The sequence below is a fragment of the Desulfosporosinus sp. SYSU MS00001 genome (genome assembly GCF_049943955.1).
In the GTDB taxonomy this organism is placed as follows: domain Bacteria; phylum Bacillota; class Desulfitobacteriia; order Desulfitobacteriales; family Desulfitobacteriaceae; genus Desulfosporosinus.
This window is the reverse complement of sequence record NZ_JBNFTW010000010.1, coordinates 111,874-134,568: the sequence shown is the minus strand read 5'-3', so window position 1 is coordinate 134,568 and position 22,695 is coordinate 111,874. Positions and strand designations below refer to the sequence as shown.

20 protein-coding genes are annotated in these 22,695 nt (G+C 42.2%); 3 read left to right on the top strand and 17 right to left on the bottom strand.

Going from position 1 to position 22,695, the window contains the following annotated elements; all coding sequences use genetic code 11:
• Positions 1 to 18: 18 nt before the first annotated feature.
• The 5 genes from ACPUYX_RS16940 to gvpA all read right to left on the bottom strand — a co-directional run bounded on the left by ACPUYX_RS16940 (position 19) and on the right by gvpA (position 2,523).
• Positions 19 to 726: a GvpL/GvpF family gas vesicle protein gene (locus ACPUYX_RS16940; protein ID WP_426380806.1), complete on the bottom strand. Its 708-nt coding sequence runs from the start codon at positions 724 to 726 to the stop codon at positions 19 to 21.
• Between the two features lie 17 nt (positions 727 to 743).
• Positions 744 to 1,022, bottom strand: a complete 279-nt coding sequence (gene gvpO, locus ACPUYX_RS16935; RefSeq protein WP_426380805.1) for a gas vesicle protein GvpO — start codon at positions 1,020 to 1,022, stop codon at positions 744 to 746.
• Positions 1,023 to 1,054: 32 nt separating this feature from the next.
• Complete coding sequence (gene gvpJ, locus ACPUYX_RS16930; RefSeq protein ID WP_426380804.1) at positions 1,055 to 1,285, bottom strand: gas vesicle protein GvpJ; 231 nt, start codon at positions 1,283 to 1,285, stop codon at positions 1,055 to 1,057.
• A 71-nt stretch (positions 1,286 to 1,356) separates the two neighbouring features.
• Positions 1,357 to 2,232 (bottom strand): gas vesicle protein GvpN, encoded by an 876-nt coding sequence (gene gvpN / locus ACPUYX_RS16925; RefSeq protein WP_426380803.1) that lies wholly within the window; start codon positions 2,230 to 2,232, stop codon positions 1,357 to 1,359.
• 69 nt (positions 2,233 to 2,301) lie between these two features.
• On the bottom strand, positions 2,302 to 2,523 hold the full coding sequence (gvpA, locus tag ACPUYX_RS16920) for a gas vesicle structural protein GvpA (protein WP_426380802.1): 222 nt from the start codon (positions 2,521 to 2,523) through the stop codon (positions 2,302 to 2,304).
• Positions 2,524 to 2,893: 370 nt separating this feature from the next.
• Between gvpA and ACPUYX_RS16915 the strand changes: the two genes are divergently transcribed.
• The 3 genes from ACPUYX_RS16915 (at position 2,894) to ACPUYX_RS16905 (ending at position 5,499) form a co-directional block, all read left to right on the top strand.
• On the top strand, positions 2,894 to 3,148 hold the full coding sequence (locus ACPUYX_RS16915; RefSeq protein ID WP_426380801.1) for a hypothetical protein: 255 nt from the start codon (positions 2,894 to 2,896) through the stop codon (positions 3,146 to 3,148).
• A 274-nt stretch (positions 3,149 to 3,422) separates the two neighbouring features.
• The gene (locus ACPUYX_RS16910; protein ID WP_426380800.1) at positions 3,423 to 4,115 is read left to right on the top strand and encodes a response regulator transcription factor; all 693 of its coding nucleotides are present in this window, start codon (positions 3,423 to 3,425) and stop codon (positions 4,113 to 4,115) included.
• Position 4,116: 1 nt separating this feature from the next.
• Positions 4,117 to 5,499 carry a sensor histidine kinase gene (locus ACPUYX_RS16905; RefSeq protein WP_426380799.1) on the top strand — a complete coding sequence of 461 codons (1,383 nt, stop codon included), beginning with the start codon at positions 4,117 to 4,119 and terminating at the stop codon, positions 5,497 to 5,499.
• 245 nt (positions 5,500 to 5,744) lie between these two features.
• Here the strand turns inward: ACPUYX_RS16905 and ACPUYX_RS16900 are convergent, their stop codons facing one another.
• The 12 genes from ACPUYX_RS16900 to ACPUYX_RS16845 form a co-directional block, all read right to left on the bottom strand.
• Positions 5,745 to 7,085: a DUF4179 domain-containing protein gene (locus ACPUYX_RS16900; RefSeq protein ID WP_426380798.1), complete on the bottom strand. Its 1,341-nt coding sequence runs from the start codon at positions 7,083 to 7,085 to the stop codon at positions 5,745 to 5,747.
• Positions 7,063 to 7,590: an RNA polymerase sigma factor gene (locus ACPUYX_RS16895; RefSeq protein ID WP_426380797.1), complete on the bottom strand. Its 528-nt coding sequence runs from the start codon at positions 7,588 to 7,590 to the stop codon at positions 7,063 to 7,065. The genes ACPUYX_RS16900 and ACPUYX_RS16895 overlap by 23 nt, the downstream gene beginning before the upstream one ends.
• A 289-nt stretch (positions 7,591 to 7,879) precedes the next feature.
• Positions 7,880 to 10,732: an FAD-binding and (Fe-S)-binding domain-containing protein gene (locus ACPUYX_RS16890; protein WP_426380796.1), complete on the bottom strand. Its 2,853-nt coding sequence runs from the start codon at positions 10,730 to 10,732 to the stop codon at positions 7,880 to 7,882.
• Positions 10,733 to 10,750: 18 nt separating this feature from the next.
• On the bottom strand, positions 10,751 to 11,236 hold the full coding sequence (locus ACPUYX_RS16885; protein WP_426380795.1) for a ferritin-like domain-containing protein: 486 nt from the start codon (positions 11,234 to 11,236) through the stop codon (positions 10,751 to 10,753).
• Between the two features lie 470 nt (positions 11,237 to 11,706).
• Positions 11,707 to 12,066, bottom strand: a complete 360-nt coding sequence (locus tag ACPUYX_RS16880) for a DsrE family protein (RefSeq protein ID WP_426380794.1) — start codon at positions 12,064 to 12,066, stop codon at positions 11,707 to 11,709.
• A 377-nt stretch (positions 12,067 to 12,443) separates the two neighbouring features.
• Positions 12,444 to 16,082 (bottom strand): methionine synthase, encoded by a 3,639-nt coding sequence (metH, locus tag ACPUYX_RS16875; RefSeq protein ID WP_426380793.1) that lies wholly within the window; start codon positions 16,080 to 16,082, stop codon positions 12,444 to 12,446.
• A 344-nt stretch (positions 16,083 to 16,426) separates the two neighbouring features.
• A complete protein-coding gene (locus tag ACPUYX_RS16870; RefSeq protein WP_426380792.1) occupies positions 16,427 to 17,335 on the bottom strand; it encodes a LysR family transcriptional regulator in 909 nt (302 codons plus the stop codon).
• Positions 17,336 to 17,748: 413 nt separating this feature from the next.
• Positions 17,749 to 19,419, bottom strand: coding sequence for a formate--tetrahydrofolate ligase (locus tag ACPUYX_RS16865; RefSeq protein ID WP_426380791.1), 1,671 nt, complete (start codon positions 19,417 to 19,419; stop codon positions 17,749 to 17,751).
• Positions 19,420 to 19,454: 35 nt separating this feature from the next.
• Positions 19,455 to 20,009 (bottom strand): DUF2284 domain-containing protein, encoded by a 555-nt coding sequence (locus tag ACPUYX_RS16860; protein WP_426380790.1) that lies wholly within the window; start codon positions 20,007 to 20,009, stop codon positions 19,455 to 19,457.
• Positions 20,010 to 20,097: 88 nt separating this feature from the next.
• Entirely contained in the window at positions 20,098 to 21,075 is a 978-nt protein-coding gene (locus tag ACPUYX_RS16855) for a uroporphyrinogen decarboxylase family protein (protein ID WP_426380789.1), read from the bottom strand.
• 29 nt (positions 21,076 to 21,104) lie between these two features.
• Positions 21,105 to 21,737 carry a corrinoid protein gene (locus ACPUYX_RS16850; RefSeq protein WP_426380788.1) on the bottom strand — a complete coding sequence of 211 codons (633 nt, stop codon included), beginning with the start codon at positions 21,735 to 21,737 and terminating at the stop codon, positions 21,105 to 21,107.
• A gap of 77 nt (positions 21,738 to 21,814) precedes the next feature.
• Positions 21,815 to 22,618 (bottom strand): methyltetrahydrofolate cobalamin methyltransferase, encoded by an 804-nt coding sequence (locus tag ACPUYX_RS16845; RefSeq protein WP_426380787.1) that lies wholly within the window; start codon positions 22,616 to 22,618, stop codon positions 21,815 to 21,817.
• Positions 22,619 to 22,695: the final 77 nt, after the last annotated feature.

Here is a 22,695-nt window from a genome sequence, read left to right as displayed (position 1 = left end):
TTTCAACGCCTTCCTTGCTTATTCAATAAAATGATGGACTGGCCAAGGACCGGTGTATTTAAAGGAAAACCCTTTTCCTAACTGAAGGGCTAATTGATCTACCGTTTGATCAAATTGTTCTTCATTGTCCCGCTCAATTAAAAAGACTCCATTATAGGCTTCAAATTCGTTCGTGCATTCTTTTTGAATACTATTTCTTGCCAATGGCTTGAGCAATGTCATTACCAGCCGAACTATTCTCCTTCGTTCTTGATCAGCAGTTTCTTGAACAGCCCGGCCGAATTCCACCAGATCATAACCTTTCCCGTCTCCCTTTGCCAAGGCATTTTTCCAACGTGCCAACTTTTTATGACTCAACATTGTATTCTGAAACGAGTCCTTTTCCCAAGATATTTTTAATTCAACCTCGAATGTCCCGTTAAAAGTTTCTAGTAACCGTAAATACTTTTTTTGATTCTTGCGGAGAACACTGTGAATTTCATCGTCTGTATGAAAAACCGTCCCAAACATGAGAGGTATTATGGTCGTCATTTTAGCTAATTGGCATAAACTTTTATTATAGTGGCGTATTCCTGCAACTGTAGGCTTATTGCTCTCAGTTACTCCACATAGAACAGCTAAAGGCCCTTCATCAATATAAACTGCTTTAATATCCTCACTGTTTAAAGAAGCAATTCCCGCAGGATCAATGCTATCTTTAGCCAGTATTCCATAACCGTAGTACAACCGAACATACCCTCCCTTTAGATATCGTTATCTTCTTCATCTCTTCCCAGCGATGTGCGCTCACGTAAGCCAATCCTTTTATAGGAAACTATTTCGAGATGTTCATTAATTTTCAGTTCATATAAACCAATAATATCGTTTAAAGCTCGTTGACGCATATAATCCGATTCCTCGACAGTTTCCAAAATGGCAAGCCAGCCATCCTCCTTCTTTTCAATGGAGATAACACGCCCTTTGGTCTCAAGTGCTGTTGCCGAAAATTGCTTAACTAGACTGATAATCTGCTCAAGGGCCATTTCTGTCCCCCCTTCTTTCTAGTAACTAAGATTTAATTGGATAATTCTTGCTGAACCGGTTTAGCAGCCAGGGACAAGCCAACGGCTGAGGCATATTTAAGATAGGTCTCAACAGAGGCTATTAATATCCGAGCTTCGATGGTAAGCACTTCGATCCCTACCAAAGAAACCTTTACAAACGCATCAATGACAATTCCTTTATCAAGAATTCGATCAATAACTTCGGCTAAACTGCTTGACTCGACACTCTTGGTAACAGCCATTATCCCCGCCCCCTCTTCTTTGCCTTTGGCAAATACTATGTGAAGAGAGCTCAAATAATGACGGCAAAGGCTTAACTGTCAGCTAAAGTCTCTAATTTGACTAAAGCAGAATGAATTTGATCATCGACGTCCTTTCGTTGATCCAAAAGGCACAACTCTTGACCGAGAATATCTTTAACTACGGATTTAAATAATTCATCATTGCCCAGCGACTGAGTTCGTTGGGCAGCGTATACTTTGGCAATCATGATCGATGCTCTGATGCTCGAAGCCTCGGTTCCATTTTCTCGAAGATGACGGACGAGTTTCACGATCACCTCGGCTTCATTGGGAAAAAGATTCGTAGAAGCAGACACAATTGCAATTTCGGAATTTGTTTCAACATCGGGAATGTTGATTGTGATGATGCGATCTCGTAAGGCATCTTGCAATTCATGAACCCCGGCATATTCCGCCGGATTACTCGTAAGGATCAAGGCGAAATCAGGGTGCACATTTAACTGTGATTCCCCTTTTTGATAACTCGACAACTCCAAAATACTTTCTTGCAATACTGAGAGAAGAACATTATTTGTTTCAGGACGTGAGCGAGTAAATTCATCATAAACCAGGGTGTATCCATAACGACAAGCTTCCGCAAGTCGTCCATCATACCAAATACTATCGACATTTTCTTCCGTTTTCCATACAGAATGAATATAGTTGTCAAGCACTTTCTTGTGACGTAAACCCAAATATCCTCCTACGAGATTAGATGGTTTATACTCCTCATTCCCATGCAGCAAAAGATATGGCCTGCCGATACTTTCAGCGACATGTAGAGCCAATGAGGTTTTGCCGGTTCCTGCCGGACCGCAAAAATGGACAGCAAAACCCGCCTTAAGATAGATAAGGGCACGTTTTTTAAGAGAGGAAAATTGTGAAGTCTCTACAAACCCTTTTGTCATTTACATTTCTCCTTCTTGAATTAGGGAGAGATCTATTGTCCCTCCCCTGTTAGAACATTAAAAAACCTCTTAGGCTCCTAATTCCTCCAAATAATGATTATGCTCTAATAATCCAACTGCGTGCGCATACCTCAGCCAGGTATTAACGCTGGCAATTACCACGCGGGCTTCTACAGCTAGCAGTTCAATTCCCACCAATGAAACTCGAACATATGCATCAATAACAACGCCCTTATCCAAAATCCGATCAACAACCTCTGCTAAACTAGAAGCATCAATACTCTTTTTCAAATTAGCCCCTCCTTTCAAATTGCTGCCCTGCTACATTACCATTTTATGGTTTTTAGTGGACATAAGTTCGTCACTTTGCCAGATTTTCAAGGTACGTATCGTTTCAAAAAATTTAGCCGTCACTCCATAACACTGTCTTCAGACTAGTTAGCTTCTGCCAAAAGCCGCTTTTTACTAGCGGAACGTATACTTGAGGAGGTTATACTTCCGATACTATAACGAAAATGACCTTTCTTTGCTTCTAAATACAAAGTAAGGTCATAGGACTTGATCAACATAGGCATTAATCAGTGATTGAGGGCTTGTCACCCTTTTTATTGGCTGGGCATAAGTTGTATTGAGTTAAAAGGGTTGAAAGGAGAAGGAGGATATGGACGATTATGAGGTTTTGCACAGTTTATTTGACAATTATTCAATAGGAACGCTGCTTGCCGTCGCTTGGGAAGGCGGAGGAGCAGCAGGAACCCTTGCGACTATCGCAAGAGGTATCGTTAGACTTGGAGGACCAGGAATTATTACCTTAGGTAGCTTGCAGCTTGGAATACCAACTGGCGATTATGTTCAAATTCGACTTCGTGATGTCGTAGCCGTTAGTCGGATTGCTGCTCTTCCAAGCATCAGCTGAAACAATATGGTTCATTTATGCTGATAGTATAACTAATTCAAAAATCAGTCCCTTTCTTGGCATTCCTAAGGGAACGCCAAATCTTTTAGACATCGAATAAGGTTTAGAGATCAAAAACGCTATCGCGCTGAAGGATGGACTCTACCCGAAGCAAGGTATGGGAACCACTTCCACTTGTAAAAGAGACAATCTTACGATTTGATCAACAAGATTGTCTAAAAATGTTGTTTCCTTGTATAATAGCTATAACCCTTGGGAATGGAGGAACTAATTTATGAGAATTTTACTTGTTGACGATGAAAAGAAAATCACCTCAGTGCTAAAGGCCTACCTTCAACAAGAAGGCTTTCAAGTTAATACAGCTCTGAACGGTTTAATCGCTCTGACCATGTTTAATGAAAACCCTTATGATCTCGTTATCCTGGATTTAATGCTTCCTGGCATGTCAGGAACGGCAATATGCCAAGAAATTCGGAAAACCTCCTCAGTACCGATCATTATGCTCACAGCCAAAGTGGAAGAAGAAGACCGCATTCAAGGTTTAAGTATCGGTGCCGATGATTACATTACCAAGCCCTTCAGCCCTCGTGAAGTCGTTGCCCGTGTAAGGGCAGTCCTTCGGAGGTCAAATAACGAGACCTCTCCTCTTGCGGATATCATTACTTACGACAATGGTCTTACCATCGATAACATCCAGCATGAAATTCGACTTCAAGATCAGGAAGTCTTTCTAACACCTACTGAATTTAAAATCCTGGGTGCGCTGGCCAAACATCCCGGACGAGTTTACTCCCGCGGCCAATTGGTGGAAATCGTTCAGGGCCACGACTTCGATGGAGACGACCGGGTTATAGACGCACATATTAAAAAAATTCGCCAGAAAATCGAAACGACACCAAGCGATCCTCAAATTATTATGACAGTTTACGGTGTTGGCTATAAATTCAATCCCAACGCCGGAGGATAAGATGAGAAAAAAATTATTTCTGTCTACCCTTATCATCACCCTTATTACCTTAACCTTTAGCATACTTGCTGTTGATCTGGTTTTTCACCAGCAATTCAGTAATTACTTAACGAAAACAAATGAAACGTTAATTGAGCAATTACCATCACGTCTTAGTGCCGCTTATCAGAGCAAAGGGACCTGGGATCCCGCCTCACTCCAAGAAATCAGCCAATCACTCCCGGCAGGGACTATTGTTACCCTGACCGATCCCAGCGGCAAACAAATTACTACGTTAAGCAACATGATGGGCGGTATGATGAATAGTCAGAGCGGAATGAGTATGGGGATGACGATGTACTCTACTCCCGCCACAAATTGGAAAACGAAAAATCTAACCGTTTCCGGACCTCAAGGGATTCTGGCTACGGCCTCTGTCCGCTACCCCTCATCGGCACCGATTTTCAATCCTCAGGACATCCAATTTCAGTCCTCAGTCTTTTACTCTTTACTGTTAGCCGGAAGTTTAGCCTTACTATTTGGAATTATACTCAGTTATTTTACCAGTCGTCATCTCGTTAAACCGCTGAAACGATTAACTCAAGCCGCTGATCACATTGGCAAAGGCCACTTGGATGAACGAGTAGATATTGTGACCAACGATGAAGTAGGACAATTAGCCGTGGCATTTAACGTGATGGTTGACAATTTGAAACGCCAGGAAACTCTCCGCAAACAGTTTACGGCAGATATTGCCCATGAACTGCGTACTCCTTTAACGTCTATCAAGAGCTACATTGAAGCATTTCAAGATAACGTTCTGCCGGCAGATGAAGAAAACCTTTCCTCTATTCATGAGGAAATTGATCGCCTTGTTGATTTATCCAGTGACTTAAAAGACTTAAATGTGGCAGAGATGGGTGCTTTGACTCCTATCTTCAAATCAATAGACTTAAAGCATCTCCTGGAAAAAGTTATTCATAGTCTCAACCCCTTAATTCAAGAAAAACAATTGGCCCTCAATTGGAACCCTCCTGCCGAATCGGTAATGACGACGGGGGATGGCAGACTATTAACAAGATTGTTTTATAATCTAATTCACAATGCCTATCGCTATTCGAATGTCGGCGGTGAAGTAACCGTTACTTTGAAACCAGAGCCCAATTGTTCAACAGTCAGCATCAAAAACACGGGCAGCGGCATTCCGAAAGAGGAACTTCCTTTTATCTTTGAGCGCTTTTACCGTACCGACAAATCCCGCGCCCGCGAAACCGGAGGAACGGGTATTGGTCTTGCACTAGTACGGCAAATCACTACTCTGCATCAAGGAACGATCCAGGTTCAGAGTGAGGTAGACAAGGAAACGGAATTTACTGTCCAGCTTCCAAAAAAAATTCAACAATGACTCTACCATTCTTTTCTACATTCTGTCTGTTCTTCTAAGTTTAAAAATGCCATCGTTAACGAACTTGCCGTTCTCGTATGAAAATAGATGAACCTACAAGGAACTGTTTTAGCCTCGAGCCAGAACAGTTCCTTATAAGTTTTTAAGACATTGCTTCCACTTATCTTTAAATATTAATATATCCTTTGCTTCTCAACTGACTCACTTTAAATCACTCGAATTAGAGGCGAGCGTTGTACCATAACCTACTTTATCGGAATATTAAGAACCTCATTATAGGTCTTGACATAAGTCATTCGCTGGACATCGAGCTCAAGACTTTGCCCCGTTCCCGGAAAATGCAGGGTTCGCGTATGAATATCTTTGCCTGATTTTCCTACCGCAATTTTGTCATGATAATTATCTAGTGTATTGTTAAGACTCACCTGCTTCCCATCTATTAAAAGGTAGACTTTTGTCAGCACCACGCCATCATCACTGCTCAGGGTGACATAGGTATCCCCCCCGGAGGTATAGACTTTCTTGATTTCGATGGTTTGCCCAAGAATGTTAAGGGCAGAATTATCCGAACCGGTCTTGAGGTTAAAACTCTTATTTACCTGGTGATCCGCCCCTAGACTGACCAGCTTAATCTCCAGCTTCTGAAGATCTGTAGGCAGAGGATCATAATCTTCATTAAAGGTAATTCCCTGAAGGTTTGTGCTCATTCCTCCCCCTTGTTTGGCAACCTCCTTGCCGTTCGCAAAGAGTCTTAAATCAACAGAACCCGGAGAGAAATACCCCAGACGCTCTTCCCCGCTTAACTTCGCTTCGGCCAGCTCCAGAATATTCATCACTGACCCCTCAATAACAGTTTTCGTGGGTGAGGCGAGAAGGGAATTTAGATGAATCTTACTCGCATCTACGTCAAAGGTTTGATTAATATCCTTCTTCAGGGTATAACCCATGGCTGTGTTCCGATTGAGGGTAAATAAAATATCGCCTTTATCCATAGTCCCCTTCGACATCATAGTTACCGTTAACGTCAGGTTCTTTTCGAAAAAAAACTTTGGAGGGTCAAAACTTGTTACGGATTTGATTTCTGTCTTATCCGCACTGATTTGTCCGGTACTGTTATTCTCCTTGTACTCTCCAAACAAACCTTTGATGCTCATCATCGGTATCATATCCCCTTGATCAATCTTTCCTGCCGGATCTTTCAGGGTGCTGAAGAGCAAAAGCTGATTGCTGTCCAGCATTACACCGTCCAAAGTCAGAGTAAAGCCGTTCTTTAAGGTATAACTTTTACCAATGAGTTGTCCCTTCCCCAATTCATTCAGTTGTTTCAAAGTCCCGTTCATAATTTGGTCATAACCCAGCAGTTGCTTGCCGTAATACGCCAGAGCATCATAATTATAGGCGCTCAGGGAAAAGACAACGAGAACCACAGCAATACTCAGCTTCCATCTTTGCAGCGGTCGCCGCTGAACCCTTCGGTCAGCAAGGGCACTTCGCAGCCTTGTTTCCAACTCAGCCGGCACAGACAAGCGCTCAACATCTGCTTTTCCTTCTTCAAAAAGATCCTCAAAGTTGTTCAACCCACTCACCTCCGATACTTTGCTGTAAACGTCTAAGTCCGGTGTGAATCCGTGATTTCACCGTTCCCAAAGGGATATTCAAAATCCGGGCAATAGATTCATAATCCAAGTCCAAATAAAAGCGTAATTTAAGTACCTCCCGCTGCCTTTCGCTTAATTTAGCCCAATGCTCCTTGAGTGCAATTCGTTCCTCCTTTTCGGAAAACACATCGTGATAACTGCCTTCCGGAACCTTTTCCATGGCAATAACTTTTTTCTGCTTACGCAACATTTTGTGGCAGCAGTTAACCAAAATGGTCTTGCTCCAACTGTAAAAAGAGGCTTCATTTTTTAGTCGCCTTATGTTCTCAAACAGAAGCACAATCATATCTTCCATTGCGTCCAGCGCATCCTCTTTGTTCCCCATATAAACATAGGCCAGCCTGTAGAATTCTTCTTTTTTCGCCACTACCAATTGGACCAAAGCCTCTTGATCTCCTGCTTTTGCCCGTTTCAGCTGTTCCTCAAGATCCACCTTGTCACCTCACTCCGGTCTGTTCTGAAAGTAAGAGTATTAAGGACGGTAAAAAGTTCATGCATACCACCGGAAATTAACTTAGATAAAGAGACAATTTGTAACAAATATCTTTTTATTCATTGGAAGGAGTTTTGGCTTACTTGTATACATTTTAGATTATGTTAATTATATCACCCTCATGACGAGGCAGTTTTCTGTAAAAATGACTATACTCAAGGCCTTAAGCGCCCTAAAAGAAAACAAGGACGCAGCAACCTATGTTCCTGCGTCCTTGTGAATATTTTGATTAGCGTGGAGTTGAACACTTATCTACCAGATAAACAATTGATTGATAGCTGATACCACTATGATAGGAGAGCCCGATTTCACAAGTTCTGCTATTGGAATATCCAGCCTGGCAGTTTTCGGGGAGAGAATCTTTCAAAGCTGCTAAGGCCGAACGATTTAGTTCCGGAAACGTGAAGCCGCGATCTCCGGCAAACCCGCAGCAATGGACATCTTGGGGCATGATAACATTTTCAGCACAGGCATGGGCTACAGTATAAAACTTCTCTTTCAGATTCATCTTCACCGAACTGCAGGTGACATGAATTGCAATTGTTTCTTTTCGCTGATTGAAGGTCAAACGATCAAGCAAAAAGTCGTGTATAAATTCAACAGGTTCATAAAGTTTTAACGAGTGCATCACTCGCTTCATTCGATATAAACAGGGGCTTGTATCACATAGAATAGGATATTTGCCCTCTTCACTTGCTGCAAATAACGCCTTCTCAAGCTCAGAACTTTTCTGATCAGCAGTCTCGAAAAACCCTTTGCTTTCCCAAGGCATTCCGCAGCAAAGTTTACCCATATCAGAAGGATAAATCACTTCATATCCGGCTTTGCCCAAAACAGAGAGCATGGCCTCACTCAAGCTCCTCTGATCAAGATCGTTTTTGGCTGCTCCCATGGAACGACTGATACAGCTGGGAAAATAGACAACTTTTCTTCCATTTTTCCCGCTGGAATGCTTGAGGGAAGATACTCTGCCGGCTTTGGGCATCCACGGGTTCCAGAGAGGAATCGCGTTCCCGGAAATCTTTCTCGCCCCTTGGGTTAGGCCCTCCATCACCTTGGTGCCTAAAATTCGGTGAACTCCATGGACAGTACCCAGCCCCAAACGCATGACACCCGTTACACCAGTCATATGATTAGCTAAACTTTCCGCAATTCTGCGGCTGTTCGGTGTTGTCTCTTGAGAACGCAGAAATTTAATGTAGTCTCCTGTATTGATTCCTAAAGGACAGCTCGTTGCACACAAGCCATCGACAGCACAAGTTTTATTGCCGGAATAGGCGAAGTCTTTTTCCAGTCGCGATAAGCGTTGGAGATCTGCTCCTGTTCTGCGCAATTCCTGAATTTCCCGCTGCACGACAATCCGCTGCCTTGGGGTTAAGGTTAAATTTTTAGAAGTACAAATATCTTGACAAAAGCCGCAGTTCGTACAAGTATCAATAATCTTATGGGCTTGGGGCATATTTTTTAGATTTTCCAAGTAGACGTTAGGATTATCATTAATAATAACACCTGGATTAAGGAGGTTTTCCGGGTCGAAGGTCGCTTTTAGCAGCTTCATAAACTCATAAGCTCGTTTCCCCCATTCCACCTCCACGAAAGGAGCCATGTTGCGGCCGGTCCCATGCTCCGCTTTCAAGGATCCGCCGAAACGATTGACAACCAAATCACTGACTTCTCTCATCAGTCCTTCGTAACGGGGTAAATCCTCCGGACGACCGAAATCCTGGGTAAATACAAAATGCAGGTTCCCATCAAGAGCATGTCCGTATATGATGGCATCCTCATAAGCATACTTGTTCAAAATCTCCCGCAAGGCTAAAGTCGCTTCGGCAAGGTTTTCTTTAGGAAAGGCAACATCTTCTATGACTACCCCCGTCCCCAAAGCTCTTATAGCGCCGACAGCCGGGAAAATTCCTTTGCGAATATTCCATAGGTTCTCATACTCAGCCTTGACATCAGTGAAACCCCATGGCAAAACCGTCGGAATTTCTCTAAGCAGATCTTCCACATTTTTAATCGTTTGCTGCAGTGATTCTTGATTAGTACCCCGCACCTCAACAAGCAGAGCCGTGGCTGTCGGAGAAAGAGTTTTCAAATACTCGGGCATACCAGGCTTTTCTTCCATGGTTTTTAAAGAAATCCGATCCATCAATTCGGCGGCAGATACTGTTTGTCTGTCCAACGTTTGAACAGCCAAGCAGGCTTGTTCCATATCGGGATAGATGATTAAGGCAGACGCTTTATGCTTATGCTCAACGACGGTATGATAAGTAATCTCTGCTATAAAACCCAGCGTTCCTTCGGAACCAATCATGAGATGTTTGATAATGTCAATGGGGTCCTCAAAATCTACAAAAGCATTGAGACTATATCCTGTTGTATTCTTAATTTTGTACTTGTGGCGAATTAAAGCTTCAAGTTCAGGGTCAGACATGATTTTATCTTTTATTTCGAGGATGTTGTTAACCCACTTCGAATGAGAATCAAGAAAACTTAAGCAAGATTTCTGATCCCCGGTATCCAACATGGTTCCATCACCGAAGATTATTTTCATCTCCGCAACAGTTTGATAACTGTTGTCTGCCGTTCCGCAGCACATGCCGCTGGCATTGTTGGCGGCAATTCCGCCAATCATCGCATGATCAATTGATGCGGGATCAGGTCCGATTTTTCGGGCATATTGGGCTAAATAGCGATTTGCTTCAGCTCCAATAATCCCTGGCTCCAAGGCTATCTTGTCACCTTTATCCAAGATGGAGCAGCCCCTCCAGGACCCTTGCAATACTACAAGGACAGAATCCGTCACAGCTTGTCCCGAGAGGCTGGTGCCTGCTGTTCGAAAGGTAACAGGCACTTTATATTCTTGGGAAGCATTCAATATGTGTTTGACCTCCGCCGCATCACGCACTTTGAGAACAATTTTGGGAATTAAACGATAAAAGCTGGCATCAATCCCATAGGCTAATGTGTGCAAAGGGTCGCAAAAGCGACGATCGGCGGGTATATATTGGGTTATTCGTCCCCAAAAACCTTGGTAAGGTTTTGCTAAGTTGGCTGCATCAACTTTCTGATCTTCGTTCATGGAATCGCCCCGCCCTCTCTACTTGATTAAAAACAAGGCATTGATTTTTTTGATGTGTTCTTTTTCTTCGTTTACCAGGTCTTTTACTGTATCCTTGCCCGCATTATTAACAAAGTTTTCAAACTCTTGGAAGATCATAATAGAATCTTTTTCGAAACTCTGAGCGAAGTGCAAAATGTCCAGATCGGTTTTTACTCCTTTAACCAGATCTTCAACATTATTCAAGTTAAAAATATGGTTATTTACAATTGACTTTAAATAGTCTCCATATTCCCCGGCATAACTTTCATTGGGCATAAATTCTTTAGAAAGCCTTTCGCCTAATTTCTCAAAGTCTTTCAAATGTTTTTCTTCTTCCTTCGCCAGATAGACTAAGACCTCTTTGACTTGAAGATCTTGGGCATAGGAGAGGGCTTTTTCATAAAACTCCTTTCCCGATTTTTCCATCTCAAGCGCCAGCTTAATAATTTCTTCACCTGTAAAGTTAACAATACTCCAAGACATCCATTATCCACCCTTTCTCTTCCTAGATTTAGTAGTGCAAGATATGTAAGAAACATTTGGAATGGTTTTTCTTTTATTTTATAATTATTATAAATATAAGTCAATAATGTATTTGACAGAATTATAATATTAATTTCTATTTAATTTTTAATTGAATCTATAAGTGGTGAACTCCGTTCAGTTAAAGCTGAACATCGGGGCTTCAGATACAATAATGTCCAGTGGACATTATTGCCGAGCCGCCTTTCCCAATAGGAATACTTAGCGGCGAAGGAGGACTCTACCCCACCTGAAGTTAACGAAGGACCCACCCCCACTTATAGAAGTGGGGGGCTTAAAAACCGAATAAAATGGGGATTGATGCTACGGTTTTATGCATAAAAAAATCGCCCACTGTGATTGTTCTTCTTGTAGTTAACACAGTGGGCGACTTTTTTAATACAGTGAACTTGTTCGGCTAAAGCTGAACATCAGGGCTTTATATAACAATATCCTTCATTTTGTTTTACGACAAGTTCTATTACTCCGGCTGGAACAGTTTCTACGTAATCATAAAGATTATCCTTTTTTAGATTATTGGCCATTAAAGCATTGCTGCAGGCAACAAATTTAACGCCCTGTTGATTCAAACTTTCCATGGTCTTCACATCACTATCGAAATCTAAAGTATGCTGATTTTTAGCATAATACGTTACTGCCTCGGCATTTGCCAAAACCTCAACAGAGTAATTATCCTCACCTGTTGCTTTTAATAAATTGCTTACATTCGTTAATAACAGTTTCCATTTCGTCATTTCGTCGATATGAACTATAACCTTATAGTCTTTCATTACATTATCCCCTTCTGGAATTTGTTGGATGAACAAATTATAATTCCAAGCTCCAAAAATATATGTATATTATATTGCATTTCTACAATTATCTACAATATTTTTGTGCTATTTTTTATAAAACAAATCTGCTGCTTCAGTGAACTCGTTCAGCAAAAGCTGAACATCGGGGCTTCAGATACAATAATGTCCAGTGGACATTATTGCCGAGCCGCCTTTCCCAATAGGAATACTTAGGGGCGAAGGAGGACTCTACCCCACCTGAAGTTAACGAAGGACCAACCCCCACAAGAAGGGGGGTATTAAAAACCTGATAAACTTAACCTATAATCTGTCTTTAGTAAAAGGCTGTTATAGCGAAGAAATCTATTCCTTTCTTAAATAATGGTACCTAACATCTTCCCTAGCTCTTTAAGATCCTTTTGGGTACGTCTGGCGTAATCGTTGATTTGATCCTTATCAATTCTATGAATATCGAAATAGTTGGCATGGTGCGAACCGAAATACAAACCACAAACACTAGCCACAGGATCCATCATATAATGATCAGTTAAGATAACACCCGTATTTTTTTCTCCCTCTAGAAGTTGAAACAGCTTGGTTTTTTCACTATGATCTCTAAGACAGGGATAGCCAAAAGCTGGCCTGATTCCGTGATAAGATCCTTTTAATAAAGTCTCAGGTTCTGACGTTTCATCAGGTGCGTATCCCCAATAATCCTTTCTGACATGATAGTGCAGCAACTCAGCGAAGGCTTCGGCCAGCCTATCCGCAAGAAGTTTTACCATAATTGCTCCATAATCATTGCCTTGCTCTTTAAGTTTCCCGGCATACTCTTGGACTCCTATGCCCGCCGTGACAATAAAACCGCCTAAATAGTCGGTCTTGCAGGACTCTTTGGGAGCTATATAATCAGCTAAGCAGCGATAGACATTATCGTTGGCAACGGTTTGCTGCCTTAACATATTAAAGGTTGTAACCTTTCCTTGATGAAACAATTCGATATCATCACTTTGAGAGTTAGCGGGAAAAATACCGAAAACAGCATTGGCTGTAAGTATTTCTTCTTTCTCTAATAGATCTAACATGGTGTTAGCATCGGCAAAAAGCTTTTGGGCTTCATCACCGTATTTAGGATCTCCCATAATTTTAGGATAAGCCATTCCCATATCCCAGGCTACAAAGAAATATGACCAATCGATATATGCTCTTAATTCACTAAGAGGATAATTTTTCAACAATTTGGTGCCAATAAAGTTTGGCACCCTGATTGTTTCTTCATTCCAATTTATTTTAAATTTCTTTTCTCTGGCTTCAGCGAGAGGCAGCAGCTTTCTTTTGGCGTTCTCATAGTTTTCTCTTAACGTTTGGTATTCGTTGTCTATCTCCTTTAAGTAGCCCTTGACCGTATTTCTGTCAACAAGCCTTTTGGCAATTTCTACGGATTTCGAGGCGTCAACGCTATAAACAACACCTTTTGAATAGTTGGGGGCAATTTTCAAGGCCGTGTGAGTTTTAGAGGTTGTGGCGCCTCCAATCATCAAAGGAATTTTATACTCTTGACGTTCCATTTCCTCCGCCACATGACACATCTCTTCCAAGGAAGGTGTGATCAGTCCGCTAAGGGCGATAATATCTGCATTTTCTTTTTGAGCCGTCTGGAGAATTAGTTCACTGGAAGCCATAACCCCTAAATCAATAACTTCAAAATTGTTGCAAGCCAGGATCACTGAAACGATATTTTTACCAATATCATGGACATCACCCTTGACCGTAGCCATCACGATTTTTCCAGCGCTGTTTTTTTCACCTGTCTTCTTCTCAGCTTCTATATAGGGTAATAAACAGCTGACTGCCTTTTTCATAACTCGTGCACTTTTCACGACCTGCGGGAGGAACATTTTACCGTCTCCAAATAAGTCTCCGACCGTCTTCATGCCTTCCATCAACGGTCCTTCGATCACCTCTTCAGCTCGGGCATATTGCTTTCTGACTTCCTCAACATCTTCTTCAATAAATTCGGAGATACCCTTGACTAAAGCATGAATGAGCCGGTGTTTGCAGTCATGCTCTCTCCAGGCAAGATTATTCTCGGTTTGGTTTCTGTCCGTCGTCTTATAGTTTTCCGCAAAAGACAAGAGTTTTTCCGCGGCATCAGGTGTCTTATTTAAGACAACATCTTCGACCACTTGGAGAAGCTCCTGATCGATTTCATCGTAAATTTGAATCAGACCAGGATTGACAATCGCCATATCCAGACCGGCAGCAATAGCATGATATAAAAATACAGAGTGCATAGCTTCTCTGATGGTATTATTTCCTCGAAAAGAGAAGGATAAATTACTTACCCCTCCGCTCACTTTGGCATAGGGGAGATTATCTTTAATCCATTTTACGGTATTAATAAAATCGAGCGCATAATTATTATGTTCTTCAATCCCTGTGGCTATGGCTAAAATATTCGGATCAAAAATAATATCTTCTGGAGGGAACTTCACTTTATTCACCAATAAATCATAGGCTCTTTGACAAACTGCTATTTTCCGTTCAAATGTGTCGGCCTGACCCTGCTCGTCAAAAGCCATCACAACCAGGCCCGCGCCGTGCTTTTTAATTAACGACGCCTGCCGGATGAACTCCTCTTCTCCGCCTTTAAGGCTGATGGAATTAACGACAGCCTTTCCCTGAATGGCCTTTAAACCAGCTTCGATGACTTCAAATCTCGAGGAATCAATCATCACCGGAACTCTGGAAATCTCCGGTTCAGCGGCAAGAAGCTTGAGAAAACTATCCATTTCATGTTGAGCATCAAGAAGCCCGTCATCAAAGTTTATGTCAATGATTTGAGCTCCATTCTGCACCTGTTCTTTAGCAATTAATAACGCTTCATCATAGTTTTTCTCTCTGATTAAGCGAGCAAATTTCGCTGATCCGGAAACATTCGTTCTTTCCCCGATATTGACAAAATTGTTTTCTTCCTTAATGACTATGTCTTCCAAGCCGCAAAATATCGTCTCTTTTACGATCAAAGGGACTCTTCTTGGTTTGATCCCCTTTACTGCTTCACTGATCGCTTTAATATGGGCAGGTGTGGAACCACAGCAGGCCCCAACAATATTCAAATGTCCTTCTTCTGCCAATTCCCTGACTAGAGCTGCTGTTTCTTCCGGACGTTCCTCATACTCCCCCAGTGAGTTAGGCAACCCGGCATTAGGGTGAAACGTTACATAACGGTCTTGCGATTTTGACAGATATTTCAGGAAAGGAATAAGATCCCTGGCGCCAAAAGAACAGTTTAACCCTATACCAAAGATCCCTTCTCCCTTTAGAGTGTGAGCGAAGGCCTCAAGGGTTTGTCCGGATAAGATTCGGCCACTTTTATCAGCAATCGTTCCCGAGATAAATACGGGCAGAATGATACCTTTTTCCTGACAAAGATTTCGAGCTGCAACAATTGCGGCTTTAGCATTTAAAGCATCAAAAATCGTTTCGATAATTATTATATCCACTCCGCCGTCGGCAAGCCCTGCGATCTGTTCTCGATAAGCGAATTCAAGTTCGTCGAAGCTTATATTTCTCAGCCCTGGGTTTTCAACATCCGGGGAAAGAGACGCTGTTCTATTGGTCGGTCCCACTGAGCCGGCAACAAAACGCGGTTTGCTTGGATCAATCTCTGTAAATAGATCGGCCTGGGCTCTTGCCAGCTTTGCCCCCTGAACATTGAGTTCATAGATCTTTTCCTCCATCCCATAGTCCATCTGAGATATTCTCGTAGCATTAAAGGTATTTGTCTCGATGATATCGGCGCCAGCTTCCAGATAGCTTCTATGAATTGCTTGAATGATCTCAGGATGAGTAAGATTTAAGAGATCATTATTTCCTTTTTGGTTTCTCTGACAAGTACACGTTCCTCTAAATTCCGGTTCCTCTAAATTGTATCCCTGAATGCAGGTTCCCATGGCTCCATCTAAAACAAGAATTCTATCCTTTAAATAAGTCTCAATATTGTATCTCATCTGTAGACCTCCTCGATTATTAAATCTGCACCAGAGCGTTATAACTATGAAAGCTGCTTTACTCTTAATTCGACCAAGTCACAATAAGAAGCGAATTCTTCGGCTTTAGCTGACCATCGTGACTTCAGTGACAAAGTGTCCTGTGACACTTTCGCTGAAAGCGCCAAGCCCATAACAAAATGCTACCGCGCTGAAGGATGGACTAAGGTTTGTTGTTTAGATTTACTATACCATCAAGCAATGGGTATAAAGTAACTCTAAAAAACTATGGCTTGTTATAGTCTTAAACTATAACAAGCCATTTCTTTCCACAAACTTGTCACAAAGGGTTTCTGTTCTTAGAATTAGCGATAATCTAGAATTACCTTCTCCAATTCCTGCACATACGCTGTTGCCAGCTTGCTAAGTGTTACATTCTTATGCGAAATCCAGCCTACTGTTATTGTCTCATCAATATTTAAGGGCACGGCGATAATGTTATTGCCGTTAAGGTCTGCACTTAAAACGCCGGTGGAAATGGTATAGCCGTTTAAACCAATCAAGAGATTAAAAAGTGTCGCCCTGTCACTCACGCGAATATTCTTTTTATGGGTTAACGTACTGAGAATTTCCTCAGAAAAATGAAAGGAATTATATTGTCCCTGTTCAAAAGATAGACATGGGTAAGGATCCAGATCGTCTAAGCTAACGTTTGCTTGCTTGGCCAGTGGATTTTTAGCACTGATAAAAACATGAGGCTGTGCTTGGAATAAAACAGTAAATTCCAGATTGCTTTCTTTCAAGAGCTTATTAATGACCTTGTTATTAAAGTCGTTAAGATAGAGGATACCGATCTCACTGCGGAGATTTTTAACATCGTCCAGAATTTCATAAGTTTTTGTTTCCCTTAAGGTAAACTCATAGTCTTCTAAAGCGTAGTTTTGGATCAGATTTACAAAGGCATTAACAGAAAAAGCATAGTGCTGAGTTGAAACCGAAAAATGTTGAGGAGATGGCTTAGCATCCAGGTACCGATTTTCCAACAGTTCCATTTGCTCTATAACCTGCCGGGCATAACCCAAAAATTCAGTTCCCTCAACAGAAACATTGATTCCCTTGTTAGTCCGCTCGAAAATAGTGATCTTAAGCTCTTCTTCCAATTCTTTGATGGCCATGGAAAGACTGGGCTGAGATATAAACAATCGTTTGGCGGCTTCATTAATCGAGCCCCAGTTTGCAATTTCAATGGCATATTTGAGCTGTTGAAATGTCATCCTTTACCCGCCTATTCTTCGTTAAATTGCTTCGTGCTTTTAATGATACAGTATATCGAAATTCTGATAAGAATACTAGTTATTAATACATTCCAGGTAAAAGCAACCTAACATGGATTCTTTCAGTGAACTCGCTTACGCTAAAGCTGAACATCGAGGCTTCAGATACAATAATGTCCAGTGGACATTATTGCCGAGCCGCCTTTCCAAATAGGAATACTTAGCGGCGAAGGAGGACTCTACCCCACCTGAAGTTTACGAAGGACCCACCCCCACTTATAGAAGTGGGGGCTTAAAAGCCGGATAAAATCTTGATTCAAAGTTGCCCTAGAGCAAGAAAAAAGTACCCTTCCAAATAATAATAGAAAGGTACTAACGAAGGGCCTTAGTAAATTATGTGTGGAAACTTGAGATTAGAACAATCCTGTAATTGTTCCGTTAACATCAATATCCATTCTCGTCGCTGCCGGACGCTTGGGCAATCCTGGCATGGTCATGATTGCGCCTGTAATTGCTACTAAAAATCCGGCTCCGGCAGAAAGTCTTAGTTCACGCACGGTAATCGTGAATCCCGTCGGGCGTCCCAGACGTGAAGCATCATCCGAGAGGGAGTATTGTGTTTTGGCCATACAAACGGGTAAATTCCCATAACCCATTTCCACATATTTCTTAATGGAGTTTTGAGCTGCTTTGTCAAAGACGACACCATCAGCCCCGTAGATCTCTTTGGCGATCTTCTCAATTTTCGCTTCAATAGGCAAATCTAATTCATAAAGAACTTTGAAGTTGGATTCTTTTTCTTCCAGCACGCGAAGAACTGTTTCGGCAAGTTCAACTCCGCCTTCTCCGCCGCGCATAAAGACTTCAGAAAGGGCCACTTCCGCACCCATTTCCTGACATCGCTCACGGACTAAATTCAGCTCTGCCTCGGTGTCCGTCGGGAAGCGGTTAATTGCTACTACAGCAGGAACGCCGAATTTAGCCATGTTTTCGATATGTTTTTCAAGGTTAACAATCCCTCGTCCTAAGGCTCCTAAATCCTCAGTGTCCAACTGGTCTTTAGCGAGACCGCCATTCATCTTCAAAGCTCTAACCGTTGCCACAATAACAACAGCCTCTGGTTTCAAGCCGCCAAACCGGCACTTCAAATCAAAGAACTTTTCAGCGCCAAGGTCAGCGCCGAATCCGGCCTCGGTAACGAGATAATCCACTAACTTGAGACCCAGTTTTGTTGCCATAATACTGTTGCAGCCATGGGCGATGTTAGCAAAGGGCCCGCCATGGATAAATACCGGTGTGTTTTCTAACGTTTGAACAAGATTCGGCTTAATAGCATCTTTCATTAAGAGCGCCATGGCCCCTTCCGCTTCGAGATCATGAGCTGTTACCGGCTTGCCATCATAGGTATAGGCCACAACAATCTTGCCGAAACGTTCTTTGAGATCCATGAGGTCACTTGCCAGACAAAGAACTGCCATGACTTCAGAAGCAACTGTAATATCATAGCCACTCTCACGGGGAACCCCTTCTGTTCTGCCGCCCATGCCAATGACAATTTTGCGCAGGGCGCGGTCATTCATATCTACAACCCGACGGAAGACAACTTGACGTGGATCAATATTTAAGGGGTTGCCTTGCTGAATACTATTATCCAGCATGGCGGCTAAGAGGCTATGAGCCGAGGTAATGGCATGGAAATCACCCGTAAAATGAAGATTAATATCTTCCATAGGAACAACTTGAGCATAGCCGCCGCCGGCAGCTCCGCCTTTGATACCAAAACATGGTCCAAGGGATGGTTCGCGAATAGCAATCATGGCTTTCTTGCCCATTTTCCAAAGGGCTTGCCCTAGTCCTACGGTTGTTGTCGTCTTTCCTTCTCCGGCTGGGGTAGGATTAATAGCCGTTACTAAAATGAGCTTGCCATCAGGCTTATCCTTAAGACGATTCCAAACATCAAGGCTAACTTTAGCTTTATACTTGCCGTAAGCCTCAATATCGTCCTCTGTCAAATCAAGCTTTTGGGCAATCTCTGTGATTGGTTTCATTTCCGCTGCTTGAGCTATTTCAATATCACTTTTCATGTCTTTTACCCCATTTCTTTAAAGATTAATGAGAATCAAGGTTCAACTAAAATAAGGCTTACGCAGGAGATAGTATTCTCACCATTATTGTAAGGGATTCCATAACTCTTTTCTAAGGCAATAACGTCGATCCCGCTGGCTTCGACCGACGAAACAGATTCTTCTGGGAAACGGCATTCTTGCTTATCTAAAAAAGCGCATCTGCTGCAGTAAGTGCAGGGACCAACATTCAAAGGGAGCAATTTCTTATAAGAAAACGTGCTCCTAAGTTTGTCCAATAGCTCTCGGAATATTCTTGTGTGTTCTGCTGTTCCTTCCTGCATGCCTTCCCAATCAAAGGAACTCTCTAACTGATATACAGTTTGGAAAAGTAAGCCCTGCTTAAACGTTTGAACCTTCTCCTTTAGTTCAGCAATCGAACCGACAGCAGGAGGACACATCCAGTTTTTATTATAGCTTCCACAGACATTTTGCTCACATTGAGTTCTAAAGTCTTCATTAAATTGAACAACCGCAACGTCTATAATTGCCGCGTGAGCTGCTCCAAGGGATTTTGCCAGAAACGTCAATTTTTCCATGTCAGGATTCACAATCAGCCTCTCCCTTCAATTCACCAGCATAACCCAGGTTGAAAAAAGCAGTTGTTTTTCAGCCTGGGTTGATTTGAGGCTAATGGTTTTAGAACATCTCTTTACTCATTTTCTCAATGGCTTCACTGGCACATTCATAGACTCCCGGGAAAGAGCTGAAGTTTAAGCCTTGAGTCAAATTAGGAATAAAGTACAACTTGCCGCAGTTTTTACAAGCTCTCTCCACTTCTCTGGCAACGATTTCAGGTGTCCACCCTGGGAAATCAACAACACCACTGTCAATGTCTCCCATGAAGGTTATCTGCTTACCATAGTTCTTGATAAGCTCAGGCGTATTGTTAGTCGTCATAACTCCTTGCCAAATATCAACTCCCATTTCAATCATAAAAGGAACGAGATTAGCTGCATAGGAATCACTATGATGAACGATTAATTCCACACCATTTTGTTTATAGAATTCATAGACTTTTTTGTAAGCAGGCAGATAGAACTCTTCGAACATAGCCGGAGATATAAAGGAAGATTTTTGACTGCCCCAGTCATCATGATGAAAGAGTGCATCAGGATGGAGACGGTCAATCAGTACTTTGGCATAGTTTAACTCATATTCCGTCAGATAATCAATGAGTTCATGCATAGCCTCCGGTTCTTCATATAAGGCCATTAAAGCATCTTCCATGCTCATAAGATGATGACACATTTCAAAGATCCCCGGTGCCACAAAGGCTGTTACAAATTGGTCCTTACGGTCAACGGAATTGGCATGAGCAACAGCTGCCGCCCAAGCTTCATCCGAATTGTTAATAACAGGGGCTTTAACATAGTTTCTCCACTTAGTAATATCCTTCAATACTTTGTGTTCCTCGTCATGGACAGGAAACTGTCCCAACTGGCCTTCCGGCCATCTGAACGTAATGCCCCAATCATTCTTGAACTCGGTTCCTGGGTCAGTCATAAGCTTCGAGGGAACTTCTAAGATAATCTCCATAAACTCGTATTGATTAACAAATCGATCCGGATTTCCGCCTTTAATCGTTTCCATCAAATTTTGGCGTTTCGTTAACATACGTTATCCCCCTTTTATTTTAGATTGTATTAACCTTTTACTAATTCTTGTGCTTTTACTGCTGCACTTCCTGCATCAGGAGCAAAACCATCCGCGCCAATTTCAGCAGCGTATTCAGCCGTTACAGGCGCACCGCCGACAATAACCTTAAATCCGCTCAAACCGCTGTCTTTAAGTGCTTGAATGGTACTTCTCATAGAGGTCATAGTAGTTGTAAGGAGCCCCGAGCAGGCCACCAGGGTAACATTTTCATTATCTTTGACGGCATCGATAAATTTAGCCGCTGAAACGTCTACGCCAAGGTCAACCATTTTAAAACCGGCACTTTCGAGCATCATTTTGACAAGATTTTTACCGATATCATGGAGATCGCCTTCAACGGTACCAATAACACAGGTACCTAGCGAGGAGGTATTATCGCTTACGAGATGGGGTTTAAGGACTTCAACACCTTTGGACATTGCTTTAGCAGCCATCAACATTTCAGGTACAAAAATATCTCCGGCGGAGAAGCGGTCACCAACAACTCCCATGGAGTCAATCATGGCCTGCAGGATAATTTCCGCTGCATTTCCTTCATCCAAAGCCTCTTGTATTAAACCAGGTACGAGCTTAGCTTTACCTTTCTCTACATTTGCTTTTACTTCTTCAATCTTCGACATTTCGAATTCCTCCCTTATTTTTTATTCAGTTTTTAAGACCACCACTTCTATAAGTGGTAGTGGGTCCTTCGTAAAACTTACTTCTTAACACCAAATTTTCCTTCTCGGTATGCACCGATGTATTCCATGCAATATTCGTCCATACCCAGAAGGGCTTCTGTTGCGTAAAGCATACCCATTAGATCTTTGTTCGTCGGATCAAGGATCGCACTGTCCATGCCGGAACCCATCGATAAGACAATAAAGGCTTGATTAACGAGTTTTCGAACGGGAAGATTAAAGGAAATGTTGCTGGCACCACCCGTAACATGAATATCCGGATATTGCTTCTTAATTTCTTTGATCACATCCATGATCGTAAGAATACCATCTTCTGAAGTGCAAAGCATTTGCACTAATGGATCAATATGCAGTCTTGAAGGAGCAATATTATACTCTCTCGCTTTCTTCATAATCTCTGCAAACACTTCCAGACGTTTTTCGCCCGTCTGGGGAATCCCGGTATCGTCACACAAGAGGGCAGCACACTCCCATTTTGTCTCAGCAATAATTGGGAAGACAAGTTCAATCTTGTCACCTTCCATGGAGACTGAATTTATGAGGCCCGGCTTATTGCAAAATTTGATAGCTTCAGCACAGATCCGTGCATTAGGACTGTCAATAGATATAGGGGTATCTGTAACCTCTTGCACCAAGTCAATAAGCCATTTAATGGTTTCAAGCTCAAGACTGTCTTCAACAGATGCACAAACATCAATGAAATTGGCACCAGCTTCACTCTGAATTTTAGCAAGATTTTTAATAAATTCGGCATCTTTGCTGGCAATGGCCTTGGCCACGGAGGGAATAGCGCCGTTAATTTTTTCACCAATAATTATCAAGATTAATCTACCTCCATTTTTAAATTGTTCTTCAGCGATTTTCTCTTCTCAAAACAGCATTCGCAGTTTGGGTAAAT

Excerpts from the sequence above, each read along its gene's own strand:
- gvpO (WP_426380805.1), bottom strand. The coding sequence starts at position 1,022 with ATGGCCCTTGAGCAGATTATCAGTCTAGTTAAGCAATTTTCGGCAACA.
- gvpJ (WP_426380804.1), bottom strand. The coding sequence starts at position 1,285 with ATGGCTGTTACCAAGAGTGTCGAGTCAAGCAGTTTAGCCGAAGTTATT.
- gvpN (WP_426380803.1), bottom strand. The coding sequence starts at position 2,232 with ATGACAAAAGGGTTTGTAGAGACTTCACAATTTTCCTCTCTTAAAAAA.
- ACPUYX_RS16915 (WP_426380801.1), top strand. The coding sequence starts at position 2,894 with ATGGACGATTATGAGGTTTTGCACAGTTTATTTGACAATTATTCAATA.
- ACPUYX_RS16910 (WP_426380800.1), top strand. The coding sequence starts at position 3,423 with ATGAGAATTTTACTTGTTGACGATGAAAAGAAAATCACCTCAGTGCTA.
- ACPUYX_RS16905 (WP_426380799.1), top strand. The coding sequence starts at position 4,117 with ATGAGAAAAAAATTATTTCTGTCTACCCTTATCATCACCCTTATTACC.
- ACPUYX_RS16890 (WP_426380796.1), bottom strand. The coding sequence starts at position 10,732 with ATGAACGAAGATCAGAAAGTTGATGCAGCCAACTTAGCAAAACCTTAC.
- ACPUYX_RS16885 (WP_426380795.1), bottom strand. The coding sequence starts at position 11,236 with ATGTCTTGGAGTATTGTTAACTTTACAGGTGAAGAAATTATTAAGCTG.
- ACPUYX_RS16880 (WP_426380794.1), bottom strand. The coding sequence starts at position 12,066 with ATGAAAGACTATAAGGTTATAGTTCATATCGACGAAATGACGAAATGG.
- metH (WP_426380793.1), bottom strand. The coding sequence starts at position 16,082 with ATGAGATACAATATTGAGACTTATTTAAAGGATAGAATTCTTGTTTTA.
- ACPUYX_RS16870 (WP_426380792.1), bottom strand. The coding sequence starts at position 17,335 with ATGACATTTCAACAGCTCAAATATGCCATTGAAATTGCAAACTGGGGC.
- ACPUYX_RS16865 (WP_426380791.1), bottom strand. The coding sequence starts at position 19,419 with ATGAAAAGTGATATTGAAATAGCTCAAGCAGCGGAAATGAAACCAATC.
- ACPUYX_RS16855 (WP_426380789.1), bottom strand. The coding sequence starts at position 21,075 with ATGTTAACGAAACGCCAAAATTTGATGGAAACGATTAAAGGCGGAAAT.
- ACPUYX_RS16850 (WP_426380788.1), bottom strand. The coding sequence starts at position 21,737 with ATGTCGAAGATTGAAGAAGTAAAAGCAAATGTAGAGAAAGGTAAAGCT.